General features: G+C 64.7%; 17 protein-coding genes. 8 read left to right on the top strand and 9 right to left on the bottom strand.

Annotation, left to right across the window (positions count from 1 at the left end):
- The first annotated feature begins 93 nt into the window (after positions 1 to 93).
- On the top strand, positions 94 to 1,731 hold the full coding sequence (locus H7R73_RS03535; RefSeq protein WP_103260805.1) for a hypothetical protein: 1,638 nt from the start codon (positions 94 to 96) through the stop codon (positions 1,729 to 1,731).
- A gap of 36 nt (positions 1,732 to 1,767) precedes the next feature.
- Here H7R73_RS03535 and H7R73_RS03530 read toward each other — a convergent pair whose 3' ends face one another.
- The 3 genes from H7R73_RS03530 to H7R73_RS03520 form a co-directional block, all read right to left on the bottom strand.
- Positions 1,768 to 3,081: a sodium-dependent transporter gene (locus H7R73_RS03530; protein WP_041211033.1), complete on the bottom strand. Its 1,314-nt coding sequence runs from the start codon at positions 3,079 to 3,081 to the stop codon at positions 1,768 to 1,770.
- A 412-nt stretch (positions 3,082 to 3,493) separates the two neighbouring features.
- Positions 3,494 to 4,807 (bottom strand): sodium-dependent transporter, encoded by a 1,314-nt coding sequence (locus tag H7R73_RS03525; RefSeq protein ID WP_010672900.1) that lies wholly within the window; start codon positions 4,805 to 4,807, stop codon positions 3,494 to 3,496.
- Positions 4,808 to 5,016: 209 nt separating this feature from the next.
- Positions 5,017 to 5,856, bottom strand: a complete 840-nt coding sequence (locus H7R73_RS03520) for an isopenicillin N synthase family dioxygenase (RefSeq protein ID WP_010672899.1) — start codon at positions 5,854 to 5,856, stop codon at positions 5,017 to 5,019.
- A gap of 200 nt (positions 5,857 to 6,056) precedes the next feature.
- Here H7R73_RS03520 and H7R73_RS03515 point away from each other — a divergent pair, with 200 nt between their 5' ends.
- Complete coding sequence (locus H7R73_RS03515) at positions 6,057 to 6,620, top strand: DUF2799 domain-containing protein (RefSeq protein WP_010672898.1); 564 nt, start codon at positions 6,057 to 6,059, stop codon at positions 6,618 to 6,620.
- Between the two features lie 54 nt (positions 6,621 to 6,674).
- Here H7R73_RS03515 and H7R73_RS03510 read toward each other — a convergent pair whose 3' ends face one another.
- Both H7R73_RS03510 and H7R73_RS03505 read right to left on the bottom strand, forming a co-directional pair.
- On the bottom strand, positions 6,675 to 7,496 hold the full coding sequence (locus H7R73_RS03510) for a Cof-type HAD-IIB family hydrolase (protein WP_010672897.1): 822 nt from the start codon (positions 7,494 to 7,496) through the stop codon (positions 6,675 to 6,677).
- A 236-nt stretch (positions 7,497 to 7,732) separates the two neighbouring features.
- Positions 7,733 to 8,971 (bottom strand): MFS transporter, encoded by a 1,239-nt coding sequence (locus H7R73_RS03505; protein WP_069652460.1) that lies wholly within the window; start codon positions 8,969 to 8,971, stop codon positions 7,733 to 7,735.
- Positions 8,972 to 9,119: 148 nt separating this feature from the next.
- Between H7R73_RS03505 and H7R73_RS03500 the strand changes: the two genes are divergently transcribed.
- Positions 9,120 to 9,743 carry a helix-turn-helix transcriptional regulator gene (locus H7R73_RS03500; protein ID WP_041214535.1) on the top strand — a complete coding sequence of 208 codons (624 nt, stop codon included), beginning with the start codon at positions 9,120 to 9,122 and terminating at the stop codon, positions 9,741 to 9,743.
- A 309-nt stretch (positions 9,744 to 10,052) separates the two neighbouring features.
- Positions 10,053 to 10,529: an Lrp/AsnC family transcriptional regulator gene (locus H7R73_RS03495; protein WP_010672894.1), complete on the top strand. Its 477-nt coding sequence runs from the start codon at positions 10,053 to 10,055 to the stop codon at positions 10,527 to 10,529.
- Positions 10,530 to 10,665: 136 nt separating this feature from the next.
- On the opposite strand, the gene H7R73_RS03490 is transcribed toward H7R73_RS03495, so the two are convergent.
- The 3 genes from H7R73_RS03490 to H7R73_RS03480 form a co-directional block, all read right to left on the bottom strand.
- Positions 10,666 to 10,983, bottom strand: coding sequence for a hypothetical protein (locus tag H7R73_RS03490; protein ID WP_010672893.1), 318 nt, complete (start codon positions 10,981 to 10,983; stop codon positions 10,666 to 10,668).
- Positions 10,984 to 11,131: 148 nt separating this feature from the next.
- On the bottom strand, positions 11,132 to 11,362 hold the full coding sequence (locus H7R73_RS03485) for a hypothetical protein (RefSeq protein WP_029313696.1): 231 nt from the start codon (positions 11,360 to 11,362) through the stop codon (positions 11,132 to 11,134).
- 35 nt (positions 11,363 to 11,397) lie between these two features.
- Positions 11,398 to 11,823: a MarR family winged helix-turn-helix transcriptional regulator gene (locus H7R73_RS03480; RefSeq protein WP_029313694.1), complete on the bottom strand. Its 426-nt coding sequence runs from the start codon at positions 11,821 to 11,823 to the stop codon at positions 11,398 to 11,400.
- A gap of 175 nt (positions 11,824 to 11,998) precedes the next feature.
- Between H7R73_RS03480 and H7R73_RS03475 the strand changes: the two genes are divergently transcribed.
- The 4 genes from H7R73_RS03475 (at position 11,999) to H7R73_RS03460 (ending at position 15,945) form a co-directional block, all read left to right on the top strand.
- A complete protein-coding gene (locus tag H7R73_RS03475; RefSeq protein ID WP_049635933.1) occupies positions 11,999 to 13,003 on the top strand; it encodes an NADP-dependent oxidoreductase in 1,005 nt (334 codons plus the stop codon).
- Between the two features lie 178 nt (positions 13,004 to 13,181).
- Positions 13,182 to 13,622, top strand: a complete 441-nt coding sequence (locus H7R73_RS03470) for a nucleotide triphosphate diphosphatase NUDT15 (RefSeq protein WP_048206916.1) — start codon at positions 13,182 to 13,184, stop codon at positions 13,620 to 13,622.
- 173 nt (positions 13,623 to 13,795) lie between these two features.
- Positions 13,796 to 14,938, top strand: coding sequence for a chromate efflux transporter (gene chrA / locus H7R73_RS03465; protein WP_103260806.1), 1,143 nt, complete (start codon positions 13,796 to 13,798; stop codon positions 14,936 to 14,938).
- Positions 14,939 to 15,075: 137 nt separating this feature from the next.
- Positions 15,076 to 15,945 (top strand): AraC family transcriptional regulator, encoded by an 870-nt coding sequence (locus tag H7R73_RS03460; RefSeq protein WP_103260807.1) that lies wholly within the window; start codon positions 15,076 to 15,078, stop codon positions 15,943 to 15,945.
- A gap of 70 nt (positions 15,946 to 16,015) precedes the next feature.
- On the opposite strand, the gene msrB is transcribed toward H7R73_RS03460, so the two are convergent.
- Complete coding sequence (gene msrB, locus H7R73_RS03455) at positions 16,016 to 16,402, bottom strand: peptide-methionine (R)-S-oxide reductase MsrB (protein ID WP_010672886.1); 387 nt, start codon at positions 16,400 to 16,402, stop codon at positions 16,016 to 16,018.
- Between the last annotated feature and the right edge of the window lie 35 nt (positions 16,403 to 16,437).

Genomic DNA, 16,437 nt, shown 5'->3' with positions numbered 1-16,437 from the left:
GTGGGGTATTGACCCCCTCTGGCTCTCGCGGGAGAGTGGAGGCTAACTTTGAATCCAACCTCGCCACCCCCGACCGGCGAAGGAGCGTCAAAGATGCAGATCCTCCTCATCGAAGACGATGCCATGATGGGCTCGACCCTCACCCAGGGACTGAGTGATCTGGGGCTGCCCCCCACCGAACTGTTCCACTGCAAAGAGATAGCAAGCCTGCCCGCCCTGCTGCGCCAGCACGCCTTCGATGCCATTCTTTGCCGCCAGTATCACCACCAGGCCCACGAGGGCGTCAGGCTGCTGCATGAAGCACACCACCTGGGCCTGCTCGCGCCCGGCTGCGTGCTCCTGCTGCTGGAGCAGGACGAGGACACCGGCCAGTTCCCCCCCTCCGACCTCTATTTCGCCCTGCGTCTGGCCGTGCCCTTCACCACGGAGCAGCTGGCGCACAGCCTGCAAGCGCTGCTGGCACTGACCACGGTGACCCGCCCCCTGGCCACCCCCATGACGCTCAGGGAGTGGCGCAGCGCCTGCGCCCAGTGCGAGGATCTGCTTTACCGGCACGCCAGCCACAAGGGGCTGGAAGCACAGATGGACAGGGTAAAGGGCTACATGCTGCTGCAAGCCGGGGAACGGGTGCAGGCCGCCCAGCACTACGCCATCTGCACCACGGAGTACGATGCCTGGTGGCCACGCCAGGGGCTGAACCAGGCCCTGCTCGGGCTGAACCGGGTGGAGAGTGCCCACAAGGATCTGGCCCGCAACCGGGAGCGACTGCCCCCCGTCATCCATCAGGCGCTGGTTCTCGCCTGCCAACTGCACGAGGCGCTGTGGGATCCGGCCTGGGAAACCTTGTCAGGCTTACTGCAACGCTGCCCCTGGCAGCCGCAGTGGCGCCAGGTGGCCATTTTGCTGGCCTTGCTGCGAAGGGATGAAGATCAGGTGCTGGCGCAGGCCACCGATTTCATCCTGCGCTACTTCCCCAAACAGACGTTTCGCCACTCCGTCGAACGCTGCCTGCTGGATGCGACCCTGGCGGTGCTCTGGCATCCACCGGGAGAGGCCAGAGTTCATGGGCTGCAGCAGGCCCTGGAGGAGCTCGGTCAGCAGGCCGTGACCCTGCGTGCCCACGAGGAGGGGCTGCTGCGCGCCCTGATGCTGGGTCTGGATTATCGATTCGATGACGCCTTGATGCTGCTGGCCAAGCACCCGCCGGAGGCGGCGCGGGACAATCACCTCAACCAGTTGCTCGGGGTGGCCGTCAGCCAGTTCTGCGGGCTTCCCCACCATGCCCAGCGTTATCTGGCCCAGCTCGGCCAGTATCAGGGGCCGGTGGCACAGACCCCGCTGCTGCAGGGGCTCATTTTGCAGGTGGTCGACGATCTGGCGCGGCAACTGGCGCAGCGGGAGCAGCAGCTGACCCAGCTGCGCGAGGAGCGGCAACGGGCCATGACCACGGGTCAGCTCCAGCTCGCCGTGCAGAGTGCTCTGACCCTGCAGGAGCGATTCCCGGCCCAGGCGGGGGATGCCTGGCAACTGCTGGTATTGCTGACCCAGTGCTGGCCCGCCGGCATGGCGGCCCCGGCGGTGGCCCGCCTGGTGGACAGGCTGGAGCAGCGTCTCAACCACAGTGCCGCCTTCCTGGAGCACCATGGGAACGCCTATCGGGAGACACTGCAACAGGTGAGATCCCACCTGGCCCCCAAACTGCCGCCCCTCGGTCCCCATCAGGGCCTATAGCCAGCCAGGGCGGTGCATGCCGCCCTGGCAGGTGCGTTACAACAAGCCCCGCACCAGGATCCCCGCGATCAGCAGGGGGGCGACCAGCCGCCAGCACCAGAGCAGCGCGCCACGCATCAGCGGCGAGAGATCCGCAGGTACAATACTGTCCCCCAGCTTCCAGCCAAGCAGCAGGGTCAGCACCAGACCGAACAAGGGCATCATCAGGTTGGAGGTGAGGTAATCCAGCAGATCGAACAGGGTCTTGCCAAACAGGGTGTAGTCCGCCCAGGGCCCGAACGACAGACTGACCGGAATGCCGCAGGCCATGATGAGCAGGGTCAGCACCCGACAGGCATTGCGGCGCGACCAGCCCCACTCCTCGGTGGTGAAGCGCACCAGGTGCTCCAGCATGGAGATGGAGGAGGAGAGCGCCGCCACCAGCAGCAGCAGGAAGAAGATCACCGCCAGCCCCTGACCGAACGGCAGGTGGTTGAACACCGCCGGCATGGTCATGAAGGTGAGGCCGGGGCCGGCGGCAGGATCGATGCCGGTGGAGGCCAGCACAGGGAAGATCATCAGCCCCGCCAGCACCGAGATGCAGCTCGCCAGGGTGACCACCCAGACCCCGGAGCGCAGCGCCCCGTCACTGCTCGGCAGGTAGGCGCCATAGGTGGTGTGTACCCCGAGGCCAATGGAGAGGGAGAAGAACGCCAGCCCCAGGGCGTCGAGCACCCCTTGCCCCGTCAGGTGGGAGAAGTCGGGCATCAGGAACTGGCGTACCCCGGCCATGGCCCCCGGCATGGAGAGCCCGGTCACCACCAGGAGCAGCATCATCACGAACAGGGCCGGCATCATCCAGCGCAGCGCCCGCTCCACCCCCTGTTGCAGCCCTCCCTGCACGAACCACCAGGTGAGCCCGGCGAAGACGAGATGGGTGAGGGCCGGCCAGAGGGGATCGCTCACATAACCGGTAAAGAGTGCGGTGAGGGTGCTCGCCTCACTCAGGTTGAGCTCGCCGCCCACGGCCAGGGCTGCATAGCCCACGGTCCAGCCCCCCACCACGCTGTAGAAGCTGTAGATGAAGAAGCCACACAGGATCCCCATGTAACCCATCCAGCGCCAGTTCGGCCCCACCAGCTTGTGGAAGGCGCCGAGCACGCCGCGCTGGCTGCGGCTGCCGAGCAGGGTCTCCCCCACCAGCACCGCGACCCCCAGGGTGAAGCTGAAGAGCAGGAACACCAGCAGGAAGGCACCGCCCCCGTTGGTGGCTGTCACATAGGGAAACTTCCAGATGGCGCCAAGGCCGATCGCCGAGCCGGCGGCCGCCAGCACATGACCAATACGGGAAGACCACTGAACCTGGCTCATACAACCTCCGGGCAAGACAACATCAGTTCGATACTCCATGGCTAGACGCGGTGTGCGCCGCAACAAAAAAGGCCGCCTGAGAGCGACCTTTGCAATGAACAGTCAGACAAACGACACCTGCAAGGTCACCTCTCCAGGAAGGGGCTAAATCGGCCACAGAGAGCGATAAGGGGTGACATGGGAGGGCGACGCCTGCACGGTAAAAAGGAGCCACAGCCTAAACCATGGCAAGAGAAGTTGACAGGAAATAGTCTAAAACAGAACCAAAAACAGATTTAACCAAAATAAAATATCGAAATTTCAGATCATTACTCTGTTTATTTTTAATTAACAGATTTTTATAAAGAGTCAATCCTGCCACCCCACTCCCCGGCCAGCCCGGCCGGGGAGTGGCAGAGATGACCACCCCTCCCTACACCAGGCCGCGCACCAGAATGCCGCCAATGAGCAGGGGAGCCAGCCAGCGCCAGCAGCCCATCAGCAGGGCTCGCCAGTGGGGAGCCAGCCCTTCGGGCAGCGCCTGGCGACCGAGCCGCCAGCCCAGCAGCAGCGTCAGGGCCAGCCCGAACAGGGGCATCATCAGGTTGGAGGTGATGAAGTCCAGCAACTCGAAGATGTTCTTGCCAAACAGGGTCAGGGTGGCCCAGGGACCGAACGACAGGCTCACCGGGATGCCACCCGCCATCACCAGGGCAATGACCAGGTTGCACGCCGCGCGGCGGGACCAGCCCAGGCTCTCGCACAGGAAGCACTGTAAGTGCTCCAGCAGGGAGATGGAGGAGGAGAGCGCCGCCACCACCAGCAGGGAGAAGAACACCACCGCCAGCCCCTGGCCGAAGGGCAGTTGCTGGAACACCGCCGGCATGGTCATGAAGGTGAGGCCCGGGCCCGAGGCCGGGTCAATACCGGTCGCCGCCAGTACCGGGAAGATCATCAGGCCCGCCAGCACGGCGATGACGCTCGCCAGCAGCACTACCCAGAGGCTGGAGCGACCGACCCCTTCGCTGGAAGGCAGGTAGGCGCCATAGGTGGTGTGGATGCCAAGGCCGATGGAGAGGGAGAAAAAGGCCAGCCCCATGGCGTCCAGCACACCCGACATGCCGAGCTTGCTGAAATCGGGCATCAGGAAGTGGCGCACCCCGCCCATGGCGCCCGGCAGGGTGAGGCCGAAGGCCACCAGCAGCAAGATCATGATGAAGAGGGCCGGCATCATCCAGCGCAGGGTGCGCTCCACCCCTTGTTGCACGCCGCCCCGCACGAACCACCAGGTCAAGCCGGCAAACAGCAGGTGGGTCAGCACCGGCCAGAGCGGATCACCGACGTAGTCGTTGAAACGGGCTGTCAGTGCCGCGCCGTCCCCCTGTTGCAGCTCCCCCGCCAGGGCCATGCCCGTGTACCCCAGGGTCCAGCCGCCCACCACGCTGTAGAAACAGAAGATGAGCAGGCTGCACAGCAAGCCCATGGCACCGACCCAGCGCCAGCGCCTGCCCATCAGTTCACCAAAGGCGCCCACCACCCCGCGCCGGGTCAGGCTGCCGATCAAGGTCTCCCCCATCAGCACCGCCACCCCCAGGGTGAAGCTGAACAACAGAAAGACCAGCAGGAAGGCGCCGCCACCGTTGGCGGCGGTGACATAAGGGAACTTCCAGATGGCGCCGAGACCGACTGCGGAACCTGCGGCGGCCAGGATGTAACCGAGCCGGGATGACCATTGGGACTGCTTCATAAGAACTCCACGGGAAGGGCCTGCCAGCGAGGCACGAAATGGCGCTCAGAGTACGCCCGCAGGCGCGCAATCACTCGGCGTATATCCGATATAAAACTCAGCTTTTAGCATCATTAACCAATAAAATTCGGATAACTAACCAATCGTGCCACAAAATAAAAACCGGAGCGGGGATGCTCCGGTTTGTTGTCTGCTCGGGTCTGGCGGGATTAGATGACCCCCAGCTCCCGCAACCGCTCCATCAGATAGCTGTGGGCGGTGTGACGCTCCGAGAGCACCACATCCGGACGGGGGTGCAGGAAGAGCGGCAAGGAGATGCGGGACTTGGCGGCACTGCCCCCGGTCGGGTTGATGACCCTGTGGGTGGTGGAGGGGTAGTAGCCGCGGGAGGCCTCCTGCAGCATGTCACCGATGTTGATGATGAGGGTGCCGAAATCGCAGGGCACGTCCATCCACTCCCCGTCTGAACCTTTCACCTGCAGGCCCGGCTCGTTGGAGGCGGGCAGAATGGTCAGCAGGTTGATGTCTTCATGGGCGGCGGCGCGGATGGCGCCCGGCTCCTCGGTGCCGTCGAAGGGCGGGTAGTGCAGCACCCGCAGCAGGGTCTTGTGGCTCTCTTCGATCATGGAGGAGAGCGGGCAGCTGTAGTGGGCGGCGATGTCGCCCGGGGTGTGCTGCTCCACCCAGCCCAGCAGCTCGGCGGCCAGATCGTTGGCGAGGCGGTAGTACTCCATCGCCTGCTCTTTCAGCTCTGCCGGCATCTGGCCCCAGGGATAGATGTGGAAGTACTCCTTGATGTCCTTCTGGCTGTGACCCTTGGCCACCTCGGACACCGAGGGCGGGAAGTAGCCGTCCTGGGTCTCGCGATTGAACAGGAAATCCTGCTTCTGTTCGCTCATGAAGAAGCGATACCAGTTGTCATAGATGGACTGCACCAGCTCCTTCGGGATGGGGTGGTGAGTCAGCACCCCGAAGCCGGTGGTGCGCAGGGATTCGGTGAAGCGCTCGGCCGCATCGGGGGAGCGATAATCGACGGTCAGGACTTTCATTGTTTTTATGTTACATGCCAGTTAAAAGTAGGCGCAGTTTACCCTGCCTCCCCCGGCAAGAAAAGGCTGCCGGAAGCCCGTCTACAACGGCTTGAAAATACTGATAAAAACATCATGATACGGCCCCCTCGCCCGGTGCTTGTCCCGGACGGGCCTCCTCTTCTAGAATGCCCCACCCCCTTTGCTGTCGGAGCCCCCTCATGTCCCCCAAGATACTGTTGTTGACCCTTCCCTTCCTGCTCGCCGGGTGCAGTTCCCTCTCGGAGGAGGAGTGCCGTGCCATGAGCTGGTACAACCAGGGCTATCAGGACGGGGAGCAGGGCAAGACCCGGAGCGCCACCCGCGACTATCAGAAGACCTGCGGGGAATACGGCCTCAAGGTGGATGAGGCGGAGTGGCAGCGCGGCTACGCCAAGGGGCTGGAGCTCTATTGCATCCCCGAGCTGGCCTACAGCAAGGGACGGGAGGGGAGCGAATACCTGGGGGTCTGCCCCAACGACACCAGCTTCCTCACCCAGTTCGAGCGCGGCCGCAAGGAGTACCTGCTGGAGCAGCGCCTCGGCGAATTGCAGCAGGAGCTGGAGCGCACCGAGCGGAGCATCCACCAGCTGGATCAGCAGATCCGGGGCGAGAGCGACAGCCGCCAGCGCGACTACTACCGTGCCCAGCGCGAGCGCGCCATCCGTCACTACGAAGGGGTATACCGGGACTACAACCGGCTGCGCTTCCCGGATCGGGTGATCCAGTTCTCCTTCGGGAGCTGACAAAAAGGGGCCGACATGGCCCCTTTCTGTTTATGCCGCAGACTGTTTTTCCCCTCAGGCGGGCAGGACCCAGCGCTGCAACGCCAGGGCGATGCCATCCTCGTTGTGATCCGCGGTGACCCGATCTGCATGGGCCTGGATCTGGGGCGCCGCATTGCCCATGGCCACCGCCAGCCCCACCTGCTCGAACATGCTGATGTCGTTGTTGTTGTCGCCAAAGGCCACCAGGTTCTCCATGGCGATCCCCTCGCTCGCCGCCCACTGGGCCAGCCGGTTGCCCTTGCTGCAACCTGGCTGCACCAGCTCCACCGCATAGGGGGCCGCCCAGTCACGGGTGAAGGGCAGTCTCTCCACCACCTCCCCGACGAAACGGTGCAACCGGCCGGGGTCCTGGTTGAACAACTCCAGCTTCCAGATGGGGGACTGCAACCAGGACTCGATATCCTCGGCGGGCAGCAGGGAGACCTTGAGATGATCCGGCTGGGTTGCCGACCAACGCCGCATCCGGCCCACGTGCTCCTCGCAGCCCAGGTAGCCGATGCCGTCCCCCAGGTGGAACAGCGCCCCCATCTGCTGGGCCTGCACCTCCTCCAGCAGGGCAGTGAGGGGCGCCACGGCCAGGGGATCCCCGGCGAGGATCCTCTCCTGCACCGGATCATAGAGGTAGGCACCGTTGCTGCAGATGATGGGGGTGTCGAGGGCCAGCTCGTGGTGGAAGGGACGGGCCGTCATGAAGTGGCGACCCGTCACCAGCAGCACCTTGATGTCGTGGGCCCGGGCCTGGGCCAGGGCCGCCCGGGTAGCGGACGAGATCTTGTGATCCCGGTTCAGCAGGGTACCGTCCATGTCCAATGCAATGGCCTGATAACGACTCATATCACCTCCAAGAATGTCGAGACGGGTGCGGCGCCATCCCCTCCCGTTTCCAGTGCCATGACGACACATCTCACCGCCGGGAATGCGGACTGGGCATCGCAGGGTCCATGATGGGAGACGCGCTCACCGGGGGATCGGGAAAAGCGGAGCAAAGAGCCATACCGTCCCAGACTCGGCGCCGCGATGCAAGTCCGGCCCGCCATCCCGTCGCCGAACTGTGATCCCCGCGCCCTTCGTCAGCCCGCCTCGGCGCACCCGGCCACGGCGTTTCGCCTGTCCGCCCGTCTGCGCAATCCGTAGAAACCGAGGGCACAGATCACGCCGCAGAGGCCGGCCAGGTAGAAGGGCCACTCGGTCCCCGCCAGCAGCACCAGGCTGCCCAGCACCACCGCCAGGATCTCGCTGCCCACCGCCAGACCGCGGTAGAGCCCCATCGCCTGCCCCTGCTGGCTGGCATGGCTGCGGTTGGAGACCGCCACCGAGGTGGCCAGCTCCCCCAGACTCATGCCGATGCCCGCCGGGATGAAGGTGAGCGCGAGCCCCCACCACTGGGTCGGCAGGATGAACATCAGCATGCCCGCCGCCATCACCAGGTGGCCGACGATGCCAAGGGAGCTGCCGCGCCAGTGCCGTGCCAGCTGCTCACCGATCCAGGAGCCCAGCATCATGGGCACGCTCACCAGCACGGCGGCCTGGGCCAGTTGCACCGGATCCCATGCCAGCCGCTCCACCAGCCAGACATTGAAGTAGGTGAAGTAGAGCTGTACCGCCCCGTAGCTTGCCAGGGTCAGGGCAAAGTAGGGCAGGAGACGAGGTTGCAACAGCAATTGGCGGGTCGAGAGAGGAACCTCATCCCGGGTCGCCGGCACCGGGGGACGATTGGGCAGCAGCCAGAGCACCAGCAGCAGGTTGATCACCGTCATCCCCACCGCCAGCCAGGCCGCCAGGCTGTAATCCCCCGAGACCACGGCCGCATAGCCCCCGATCATGGGGCCCACCACCCAGCCCAGGTTCATGCCAATGTTGATGCGGGCGAAGTTGCGGGCCTTGGTCCTGGCCGTGCTCATGTCCGCCGCCATCGCCTGCACGATGGCGATGTCGCCGTTGAAGAAGCCCTCCACCACCCGGCTCAGCAGCAAGAGCGGCAGGGAACGCCAGGCGATGCCGAGGGCCATCAGCACATACCCCGCCAGCACCCCCACCAGACAGAGGGTCAGCACCGGCTTGCGCCCATGACGATCGGAGAGACGGCCAAGCAAGGGGGCCCCCAACAGTTGAAACAACGGATAGAGCCCCATGATGACGCCAAGCCACACCTTGCGGCTCCAGTCCGACGCCTGTGGCGTCAGCATGCCCTGGGCCGGATCCAGCAGCAGCGGCGCCAGGACGGGGGAAGGCAGGCTGAACCCCGCCACCGCCAGCGTCACCGTCATCACCAATACCCAGAGGGTCGCCTGTCCCTTGATCCCTTCCATCTTCGCCTCATTAAATAAAGTCATCGGTTTATTTATATTGTGAGGGGTCGTCCATTAAGTAAAGCAGATTGTTGATTTAAATCGCCCTGCTACCCATAATGACCTCATCCAGGCGGTCACCGCACCGATACCCACCACCGGAGCCCCCATGAACGCCAGTACCGACAAGATCCTCTATCTGCTGAAAACCCGCGGCCCCCAGAGCGCCGCCGAACTCGGCGACCAGTTGCAGATGACGTCCATGGGGGCGCGCCAGCACCTGATGGCCCTGGAGTCCGAGGGCTGGGTGGGGTTTAGCGACGAGGCCCGCGGCCGCGGTCGCCCGGTGCGTCTGTGGCACCTCACCGACCAGGCCTGGCAACGCTTCCCCGACACCCATGGCGATCTGACCCTGCAGCTGATCGACGATATCCGGCAGGTGTTTGGCGACGCGGGCATGGAGCAGCTCATCACGCGGCGGGAGCAGCAGATGCAGGCACGCTATGAATCCAGGCTGACCCAGCCGGCGCTGGCAGACAGGCTGATGACGCTCAAGGCGCTGCGCACCCAGGAGGGGTATATGGCGGACATGTCGCAGGAGGAGGACGGCAGCTGGCTGTGGTGGGAGAGTCACTGCCCCATCTGCAGTGCGGCCAGGGCCTGTCGGGGCTTTTGCCGCAGCGAGCTGGCGCTGTTTCGCCGGTTGCTGGCGCCGGCAGAGGTGGAGCGGGAGCAGTATCTGCTGGAGGGGGACAGCCGCTGCCTCTATCGCATCCGGCCGCCCCGCCCCTGAGCGGGCGGAACGCAAAAACAACAAAGCAGGCGCCGGGATGCCTGCTTTGTTGCCTTCGGGGAGGGGGTGCTCTCGTTCCAGCCCGTTGTTTCCCGATAAGGTCGAACGGCTGATGGGGCTCTTGACCCGGTAAGGTCCTTCACCACAGGTGCCTGGTCGGGCGCCTGTCTTGCCACCGGAAGATGAAACCATGGTACTCCTGCCGGTGCGGTGAGTGGTTGTGAAGTAGCAGGTATTTTCAGTTGTTTTTGCAATAATTCACCCTTAATCTAGGAAAAGTGAATTAGTAATTGCAACGAGGAACGGAGAATGCTGAAACTTGATCGTATCGACAGACATATTCTGGAGTTGATGCAGGAGAATGGCCGCATCAGCAACCTGGAGCTGGCCGAGCTGGTCGGGCTCTCCCCCTCCCCCTGCTCGCGCCGGGTCAAGGCGCTGGAGGATGCCGGTCTCATCGATACCCATGTCACCCTGCTCAATGCCCGCCAGCTGGGGCTGACCCTCACCGCCTACATTCACATCTCCATGGACAGGCACACTCCGGAGCGGTTCGAGAACTTCGATCGCGCCGTCAAGGATCTGCCCGAGGTGCTGGAGTGCGACCTCATCACCGGCAACGATGCGGATTACCAGCTCAAGGTGGTGGTGCGGGACATGGAGCACTACCAGCACTTCCTGCTGGACAAGCTGACCCACATCTCCGGCGTGACCGGGGTGCGTTCGAGCTTCGTGCTGCGCCGCATCAAACACAAGACCGCCCTGCCCCTCAACCACCTGGGCTGACAACCCACCCCGCATCCGGGGAGCACCAAAAGCAAGAGGAGGCCAGGGCCTCCTCTTCTTGTCTCTGCTATCAAGGGCATTCGCGGTCAACACAGCCCCGCGGGCGCCATCGCGCCGCCAGGTGGTGGACGCCTCGTCATGCCTCGACCTGGCTGACGTCCTGCACCTGCAGCAACCAGCCGTTCTGCTCCTGCAAGGGTTCGCCGCGCAGCCGCAGCCGCTCACCGGTCGACACCCACTGCCCTTTGGGCAGAGAGATTTCCAGGCTCTCGCTGCCGTTGTCGAACACCCAGCGATCGGCGCCCAACGACTCCATCAAGTACCCTTCCATCTCCACTCTGGACTCGGCCTGCCAGGAGGGGGAGGCGGTATCACGGCTCTCGATGAAATCCCCCTGAACACCAAAGCTGGCCAGCCCCCACAGAATGGAGAGCCCGACGATGGATGATTGCATCTCTCTCTCCTGTTGGTTTGCTACCTTGAGGGCCAGTATGGGAAGAGAAAAATGAGTGCACCATGAACAAGGTGCCAAAGTGCTGGCAAGATCGCGAAAAAAACCGGCCCCATGGCCGGTCATGTCATTTTATGTCGTACAGGTCACACTACTTGGCCGCTTCTTCTGCCATCCGTGCAGCCCTTGGTTTATTTGTCCACATGGCCACCCCGCGGTGATCCGCACAGATCCCCTCGTCGGTGACCGCCCGCACCCGGACCCCGTCCTTGCAGATGGCCTGCCAGGCATCGGCATCGTCGATCTGCAACTCGGAACGGGGATAGGAGGTATCGGCGCAGGCGCACAGCAGGATGGCAAACAGAGGGAGCAGGGATTGCATGGGTTTCATCGGGTCACTCCTGACGGGAAAAGGGATCAGCGCCCCAGCTGCGCCGCCACGCGATCGCAAAGCTGCTTGAGCTGGGCCAACTCAGCATCGGCCAGATCCACCTGATTGCGCAAGCTGTCCGCCAGACAGCACTCCCTGACCTCCTGCTGCAACTGGCGTCCCGCCTCGGTCAGGCTGATGCACTTTTGCCGCTCATCCTCGTGGGAGACGGTGCGGGTCAGCCACCCCTTGCTCTCCAGCCGCTTGACGATGGGGGTCAGGGTGCCCGCATCCAGTCCGGTCTCCTGCCCTATCTCCTTGAGGCTGACCTCGTCCCGGGCCCAGAGCGAGAGCATCACCAGGTACTGGGTATAGGTGAGATCCAGCTTGTCCAGCAGCGGCCGATAGGCACGCATCACCGCATTGGAGGCGCTGTAGAGGGCAAAACAGACCTGCTTTTTCAATTCGCTCATGGAGGACCTCGCTGACGACAAGGGGACAGTATACCCCATCAACTTCGGGGCTGAATAGTTTGCACACAAAACAGTTGCCAGCCCCCGCGTTCAGGACTACCCTGATTTTAGTTTGCACACAAACAAAAATACCAGGCCGCCGCCCGACGCGCGGCCCCACTGCCGGAGAATGCCCATGAATGCCATCAGCCATCAAATCCAACTGCTGCGTCGCCCCACCGGTCTCCCCACCCTGGAGGACTTCGCCCTCCGGGACGTGCCCCTGCCCGCCCTGCAGGAGGGAGAGGTACAGGTCGCCAACCAGTGGCTGTCGGTGGACCCCTACATGCGCGGCCGCATGAGCGAGGCAAAAAGCTACGTTCCTCCCTTCCCCCTCAACGGTCCCCTCGACGGCGGCGCCATCGGCACGGTACAGGCATCGCGCCATCCCGATTTCAAGGTGGGGGACAAGGTGAGCAGCATGCTGGGCTGGCGGGATGCCTTCGTGGCAAACGCCGCCCAGCTCACCCGCCTGCCCGACACCACCCTGCCGCCCCAGCGCTTCCTCGGCGCCCTCGGCATGCCGGGCATGACCGCCTGGGCGGGCCTGCACAAGGTGGCGCACCTGAAGGCCGGTGAAACCCTGCTGGTCTCGGCGGCCTCCGGAGCGGTCGGCACCATGGCGGTCCAGCTCGCCAAGCAGGCGGGGGCCAGGGTCATCGGCTCCACCGGCTCGGCCGACAAGGTCGCCTACCTCAAGACCCTGGGTGCCGATGCGGTGATCAACTACCGGGAGACCCCGGATCTCGACGCCGAGCTGGCCCGCCTCGCCCCCGAAGGCATCCACGTCTACTTCGAGAACGTGGGGGGCGCCATGCTGGATGCCGCCCTCAACCACCTGGTGGTGCACGGGCGCATCGTGCTGTGCGGCCTCATCGAGCAGTACAACAGCAACGGCCAGGCCAGCGGCCCGCGCAACCTCTCCCAGGTGATCCGCAAGCGCATCCTGATGCAGGGGCTGCTGGTCTCCGATCACTGGCAGCACTACGGGGCGTTCCTGGCCGAGGCCATGCCGGCCTTCGAAGCGGGCACCCTCCAGGCCGAGGAGACCGTCAGCGAGGGGCTGGCCAGCATGCCGCAAGCCTTTATCGGACTGTTCCAGGGCCGCAATACCGGCAAGATGCTGGTCAGACTGCCCTGATCCGGGGGCATTTCCCATCTATTTAACAGATAGAATGTCGCCAGACCCATCCGTTTAAGCGATGGAAAATCGGCATCCGATCGCCCTTGAACAGGCGGCTTGCGCAACGGGCCCATCCCCCCTAAGGTGGGCCCGTTTTCCCTGGCGCACCCCGCCGTCTCAGCAAGGAGCCTCCCCTATGTCTACCCCCTATCCCCGCGTCGGTGTCGGCGTCATTCTCATCAATGGCCAGGGCCAGGTACTGCTTGGCAAGCGCAAGGGCAGCCATGCCCCCTACTGGTCCATCGCAGGTGGTCATCTGGAATTGGGGGAAACCTTCGAGTCGGCAGCCATCCGGGAGGTGGCGGAGGAGACCGGCTTCGTCATCCGCCAGCCTCGCGTCATCGCCGTCACCAACAACCTGGAGACCTGGCGCGAGAGCGGCCTGCACTACATCTCGGTCACCCTGCTGGCAGAGGTGGACGGGGAGCCGCAACTGCTGGAGCCGGAAAAGTGTGAGGGCTGGATCTGGTGCGACCCGCACACTCTGCCCGAGCCTCACTTCGATGCCAGTCGCCAGTCCATCGCCTGCTGGCTGGCGGGACAATGCTACCTGCCCCAGGCACAACCTGCCCCCTGACCCTCACCGGCAGGCTGCTGCGCGTCACCCCGGCACCTCTCGTCAGCTGGCGGAGGCGACCAGCCACCCCGCCAGCCCCTGTTGATGGCAGGCAGCGCGGGAGGGAGTACCGTCACCAAAATGTCACTTTTTTGTCATATTATCCGGGCCAGGATGATGACGAGGAGGGGAAGATGGGACAGGTATTCGTGCAGTTCTTGTGGCTGGGATGCATCAGTGTTGGCGGGCCGGCCGCCCATATCGGCTATTTTCAGCGCACCTTTGTCCAGCGGCTGGGCTGGCTGAACCAGGGGGAGTTCGCCCAGTTGCTGGCCCTGTGCCAACTGCTGCCGGGTCCGGCCTCCAGCCAGCTCGGCTTTGCCATCGGCCGCCACCGTGCCGGCATCGGCGGCGCCCTGGCCGCCTTCGTCGGCTTTACCCTCCCCTCCTTCCTGCTGTTGCTGGCGGCCGCCGTCGGTCTGGGTCAGCTTGCGGGCAACTTCTGGCTGGACGCCGCCCTGCACGGCCTCAAGCTGCTGGCGCTCGTCGTCGTGGCGGATGCCGTGCTCACCATGAGCCGCCAGTTCTGCAAGACGGCGCTGCAACAGGGGGTCATGGTGGCCACCGCCGCCGCCCTCTGGTGCGCCCCCGGGCTTCTGACCCAGATCGCCATACTGCTCGGCGCGGCCCTGCTCTGTGCCCTGCGCGAGCCCCGCCCGGGGAGTCAGGGCCTCGCGTCCACTCCGGATCGCCAGCCTCACTGGCCGACCCTGCTGCTGTTCGCCCTGCTGTTCGTCGGCCTGCCCCTGGTGGCGAGCGGCCCCGTCAGCCAGTTGCTGGCCGACTTTTACCGGGCAGGCAGCCTGGTGTTTGGCGGTGGTCACGTGGTGCTGCCCCTGTTGCAGGAGAGCCTGGGTCACCACCTGAGCGAGCAGCAGTTCCTGACCGGCTACGGCCTGGCCCAGCTGGTACCCGGCCCCATGTTCACCCTGGCCACCTACCTGGGCGCCGTGCTGCTGCCCGCCACTCCCCTCATCGGGGCACTGCTGGCGACCCTGGCGCTCTTCCTGCCGGGATTCTTGCTGCTCTGGGCGCTGGGCCCCTGCTGGCAGCACTGGCTGGCCCGCCCCCGTCTGGCGGGGGCCGTGGCCGGCATCAACGCCGCCGTGGTGGGGCTGCTGCTGGCGGCCCTCTATCAGCCGGTGTGGCAGAGCGCCGTGCTCTCCCCCACCGATCTGGCGCTGGCCGCCGTCGGCTTCTACCTGCTGCGGGTGCCACGGCTCCCCGTTCTGCCCCTCGCCGCCCTGCTGACGGGGGCAGCCCTGCTGCTGGCCTGACGAACCCGCGACAAGTCAGGCAGCGCCCGCCGGGCTGTCGGTCATGGCTCTTCTCCCCGAGGGGAGGCAAAGAGAGCAAGATCCGTCAGGACAGCTCGGGCCCGTTGGCCGATAGTGGGCAGCACAGAGGAGAGACCATGGATCACAACCAGACAGAGGCCTACCGCCGACGCTTTCAAACGGTAACAGAGCACATCGAGCGCCATCTCGACGACGACCTGTCGCTGGAGCGGCTCAGCGCCGTGGCGCACTTTTCGCCCTTTCACTTTCATCGGCAATTTGCCGCTTACTGCGGCGTGCCGCTGGGGCGTTACATCCAGCTGCTGCGGCTGAAGCGGGCCTCTTACCGGTTGGCATTCGCTCCTCTGGACAAGGTGACTGATATCGCCCTCGATGCCGGCTTCCAGCATGGCGAATCTTTCAGTCGCGCCTTCAAGCAGACGTTCGGCCTGACGCCCAGCCAGTTCAGGCAGCAGCCGGACTGGGCCAGCTGGCATCGCTGCCTGCCACGGCCCCCCACCAAGAGGATTGACCCCATGCGAGTCGACATCATCCAGTTCCCGCAGACCGCCGTCGCCGCCCTGACCCATCAGGGCCTGCCCGAGCGCATCAACGACACCGCGGCGCGCTTCATCCAGTGGCGCAAGGCCACGGGCGGCTCCCCGGTCGCCACCAGCCGGACCTATGGCCTGGCGCCGGACGACCCCGCCACGACGGAGGGTGCGGCGTTTCGCTTTACCCTCTGTGGCAGCGTCGAGGCCCCCGTCGCCGAGGACAATGAGTGGGGCGTGAAGAATGCCCTCATCCCGGCCGGGCGCTGCGCCGTGGTACGCCACCACGGCTCCCACGACCTCCTGGCCGACTGCGCCCGGGCGCTCTACCGCGACTGGCTGCCCGCCAGCGGCGAAGAGCTGCGGGATTTTCCGCTCTTCTTCCACTACCACAACTTTGTACACGAGGTGCCCACCCATGAGCTGGTCACCGACATCTACCTGCCGCTGGCATAGCCCAGCACCTGACAGGGGGAGATAAAAAAGCGGCGCCTCCGAAGGGAGGCGCCGCTGGTCGTGTCGGGGATCAGGCGTCGGGCTCGAAATCCAGGCTCAGGCTGTTGACGCAGTAGCGCTGGCCGGTCTCGGTCGGCCCGTCGGGGAAGACGTGGCCGAGGTGGGAGCCGCACTGGCTGCAGGTGATCTCCACCCGCTTCATGCCGTGGCTGTTGTCCTCGGTGTAGGTCACCGTCCCCTCGATGGCCCGGTCGAACGAGGGCCAGCCGCAGCCCGCGTCGAACTTGGCGCCTGAGTGGAACAGCACCTGCTTGCAGCAGACGCAGTGGTAATCGCCGCTCTTGCGGTTGTGCAGCAGGGCACCGCTGTAGGGACGCTCGGTCCCTTTCTCCCAGCAGACGTGGAACTGCTCTGCACTCAGCTTGTCGCGCCACTGTTCAGGGTTGTTACTGCTCATTCCGGCTCCTCACCACTGATAACGGTGCCCAGCAT

Source organism: Aeromonas sp. WP2-W18-CRE-05 (assembly GCF_014168615.1).
Classification (GTDB): Bacteria; Pseudomonadota; Gammaproteobacteria; order Enterobacterales; family Aeromonadaceae; genus Aeromonas; species Aeromonas caviae.
The sequence above is the reverse complement of the archived record's forward strand: the minus strand, read 5'-3'. Positions and strand labels throughout refer to the sequence as shown.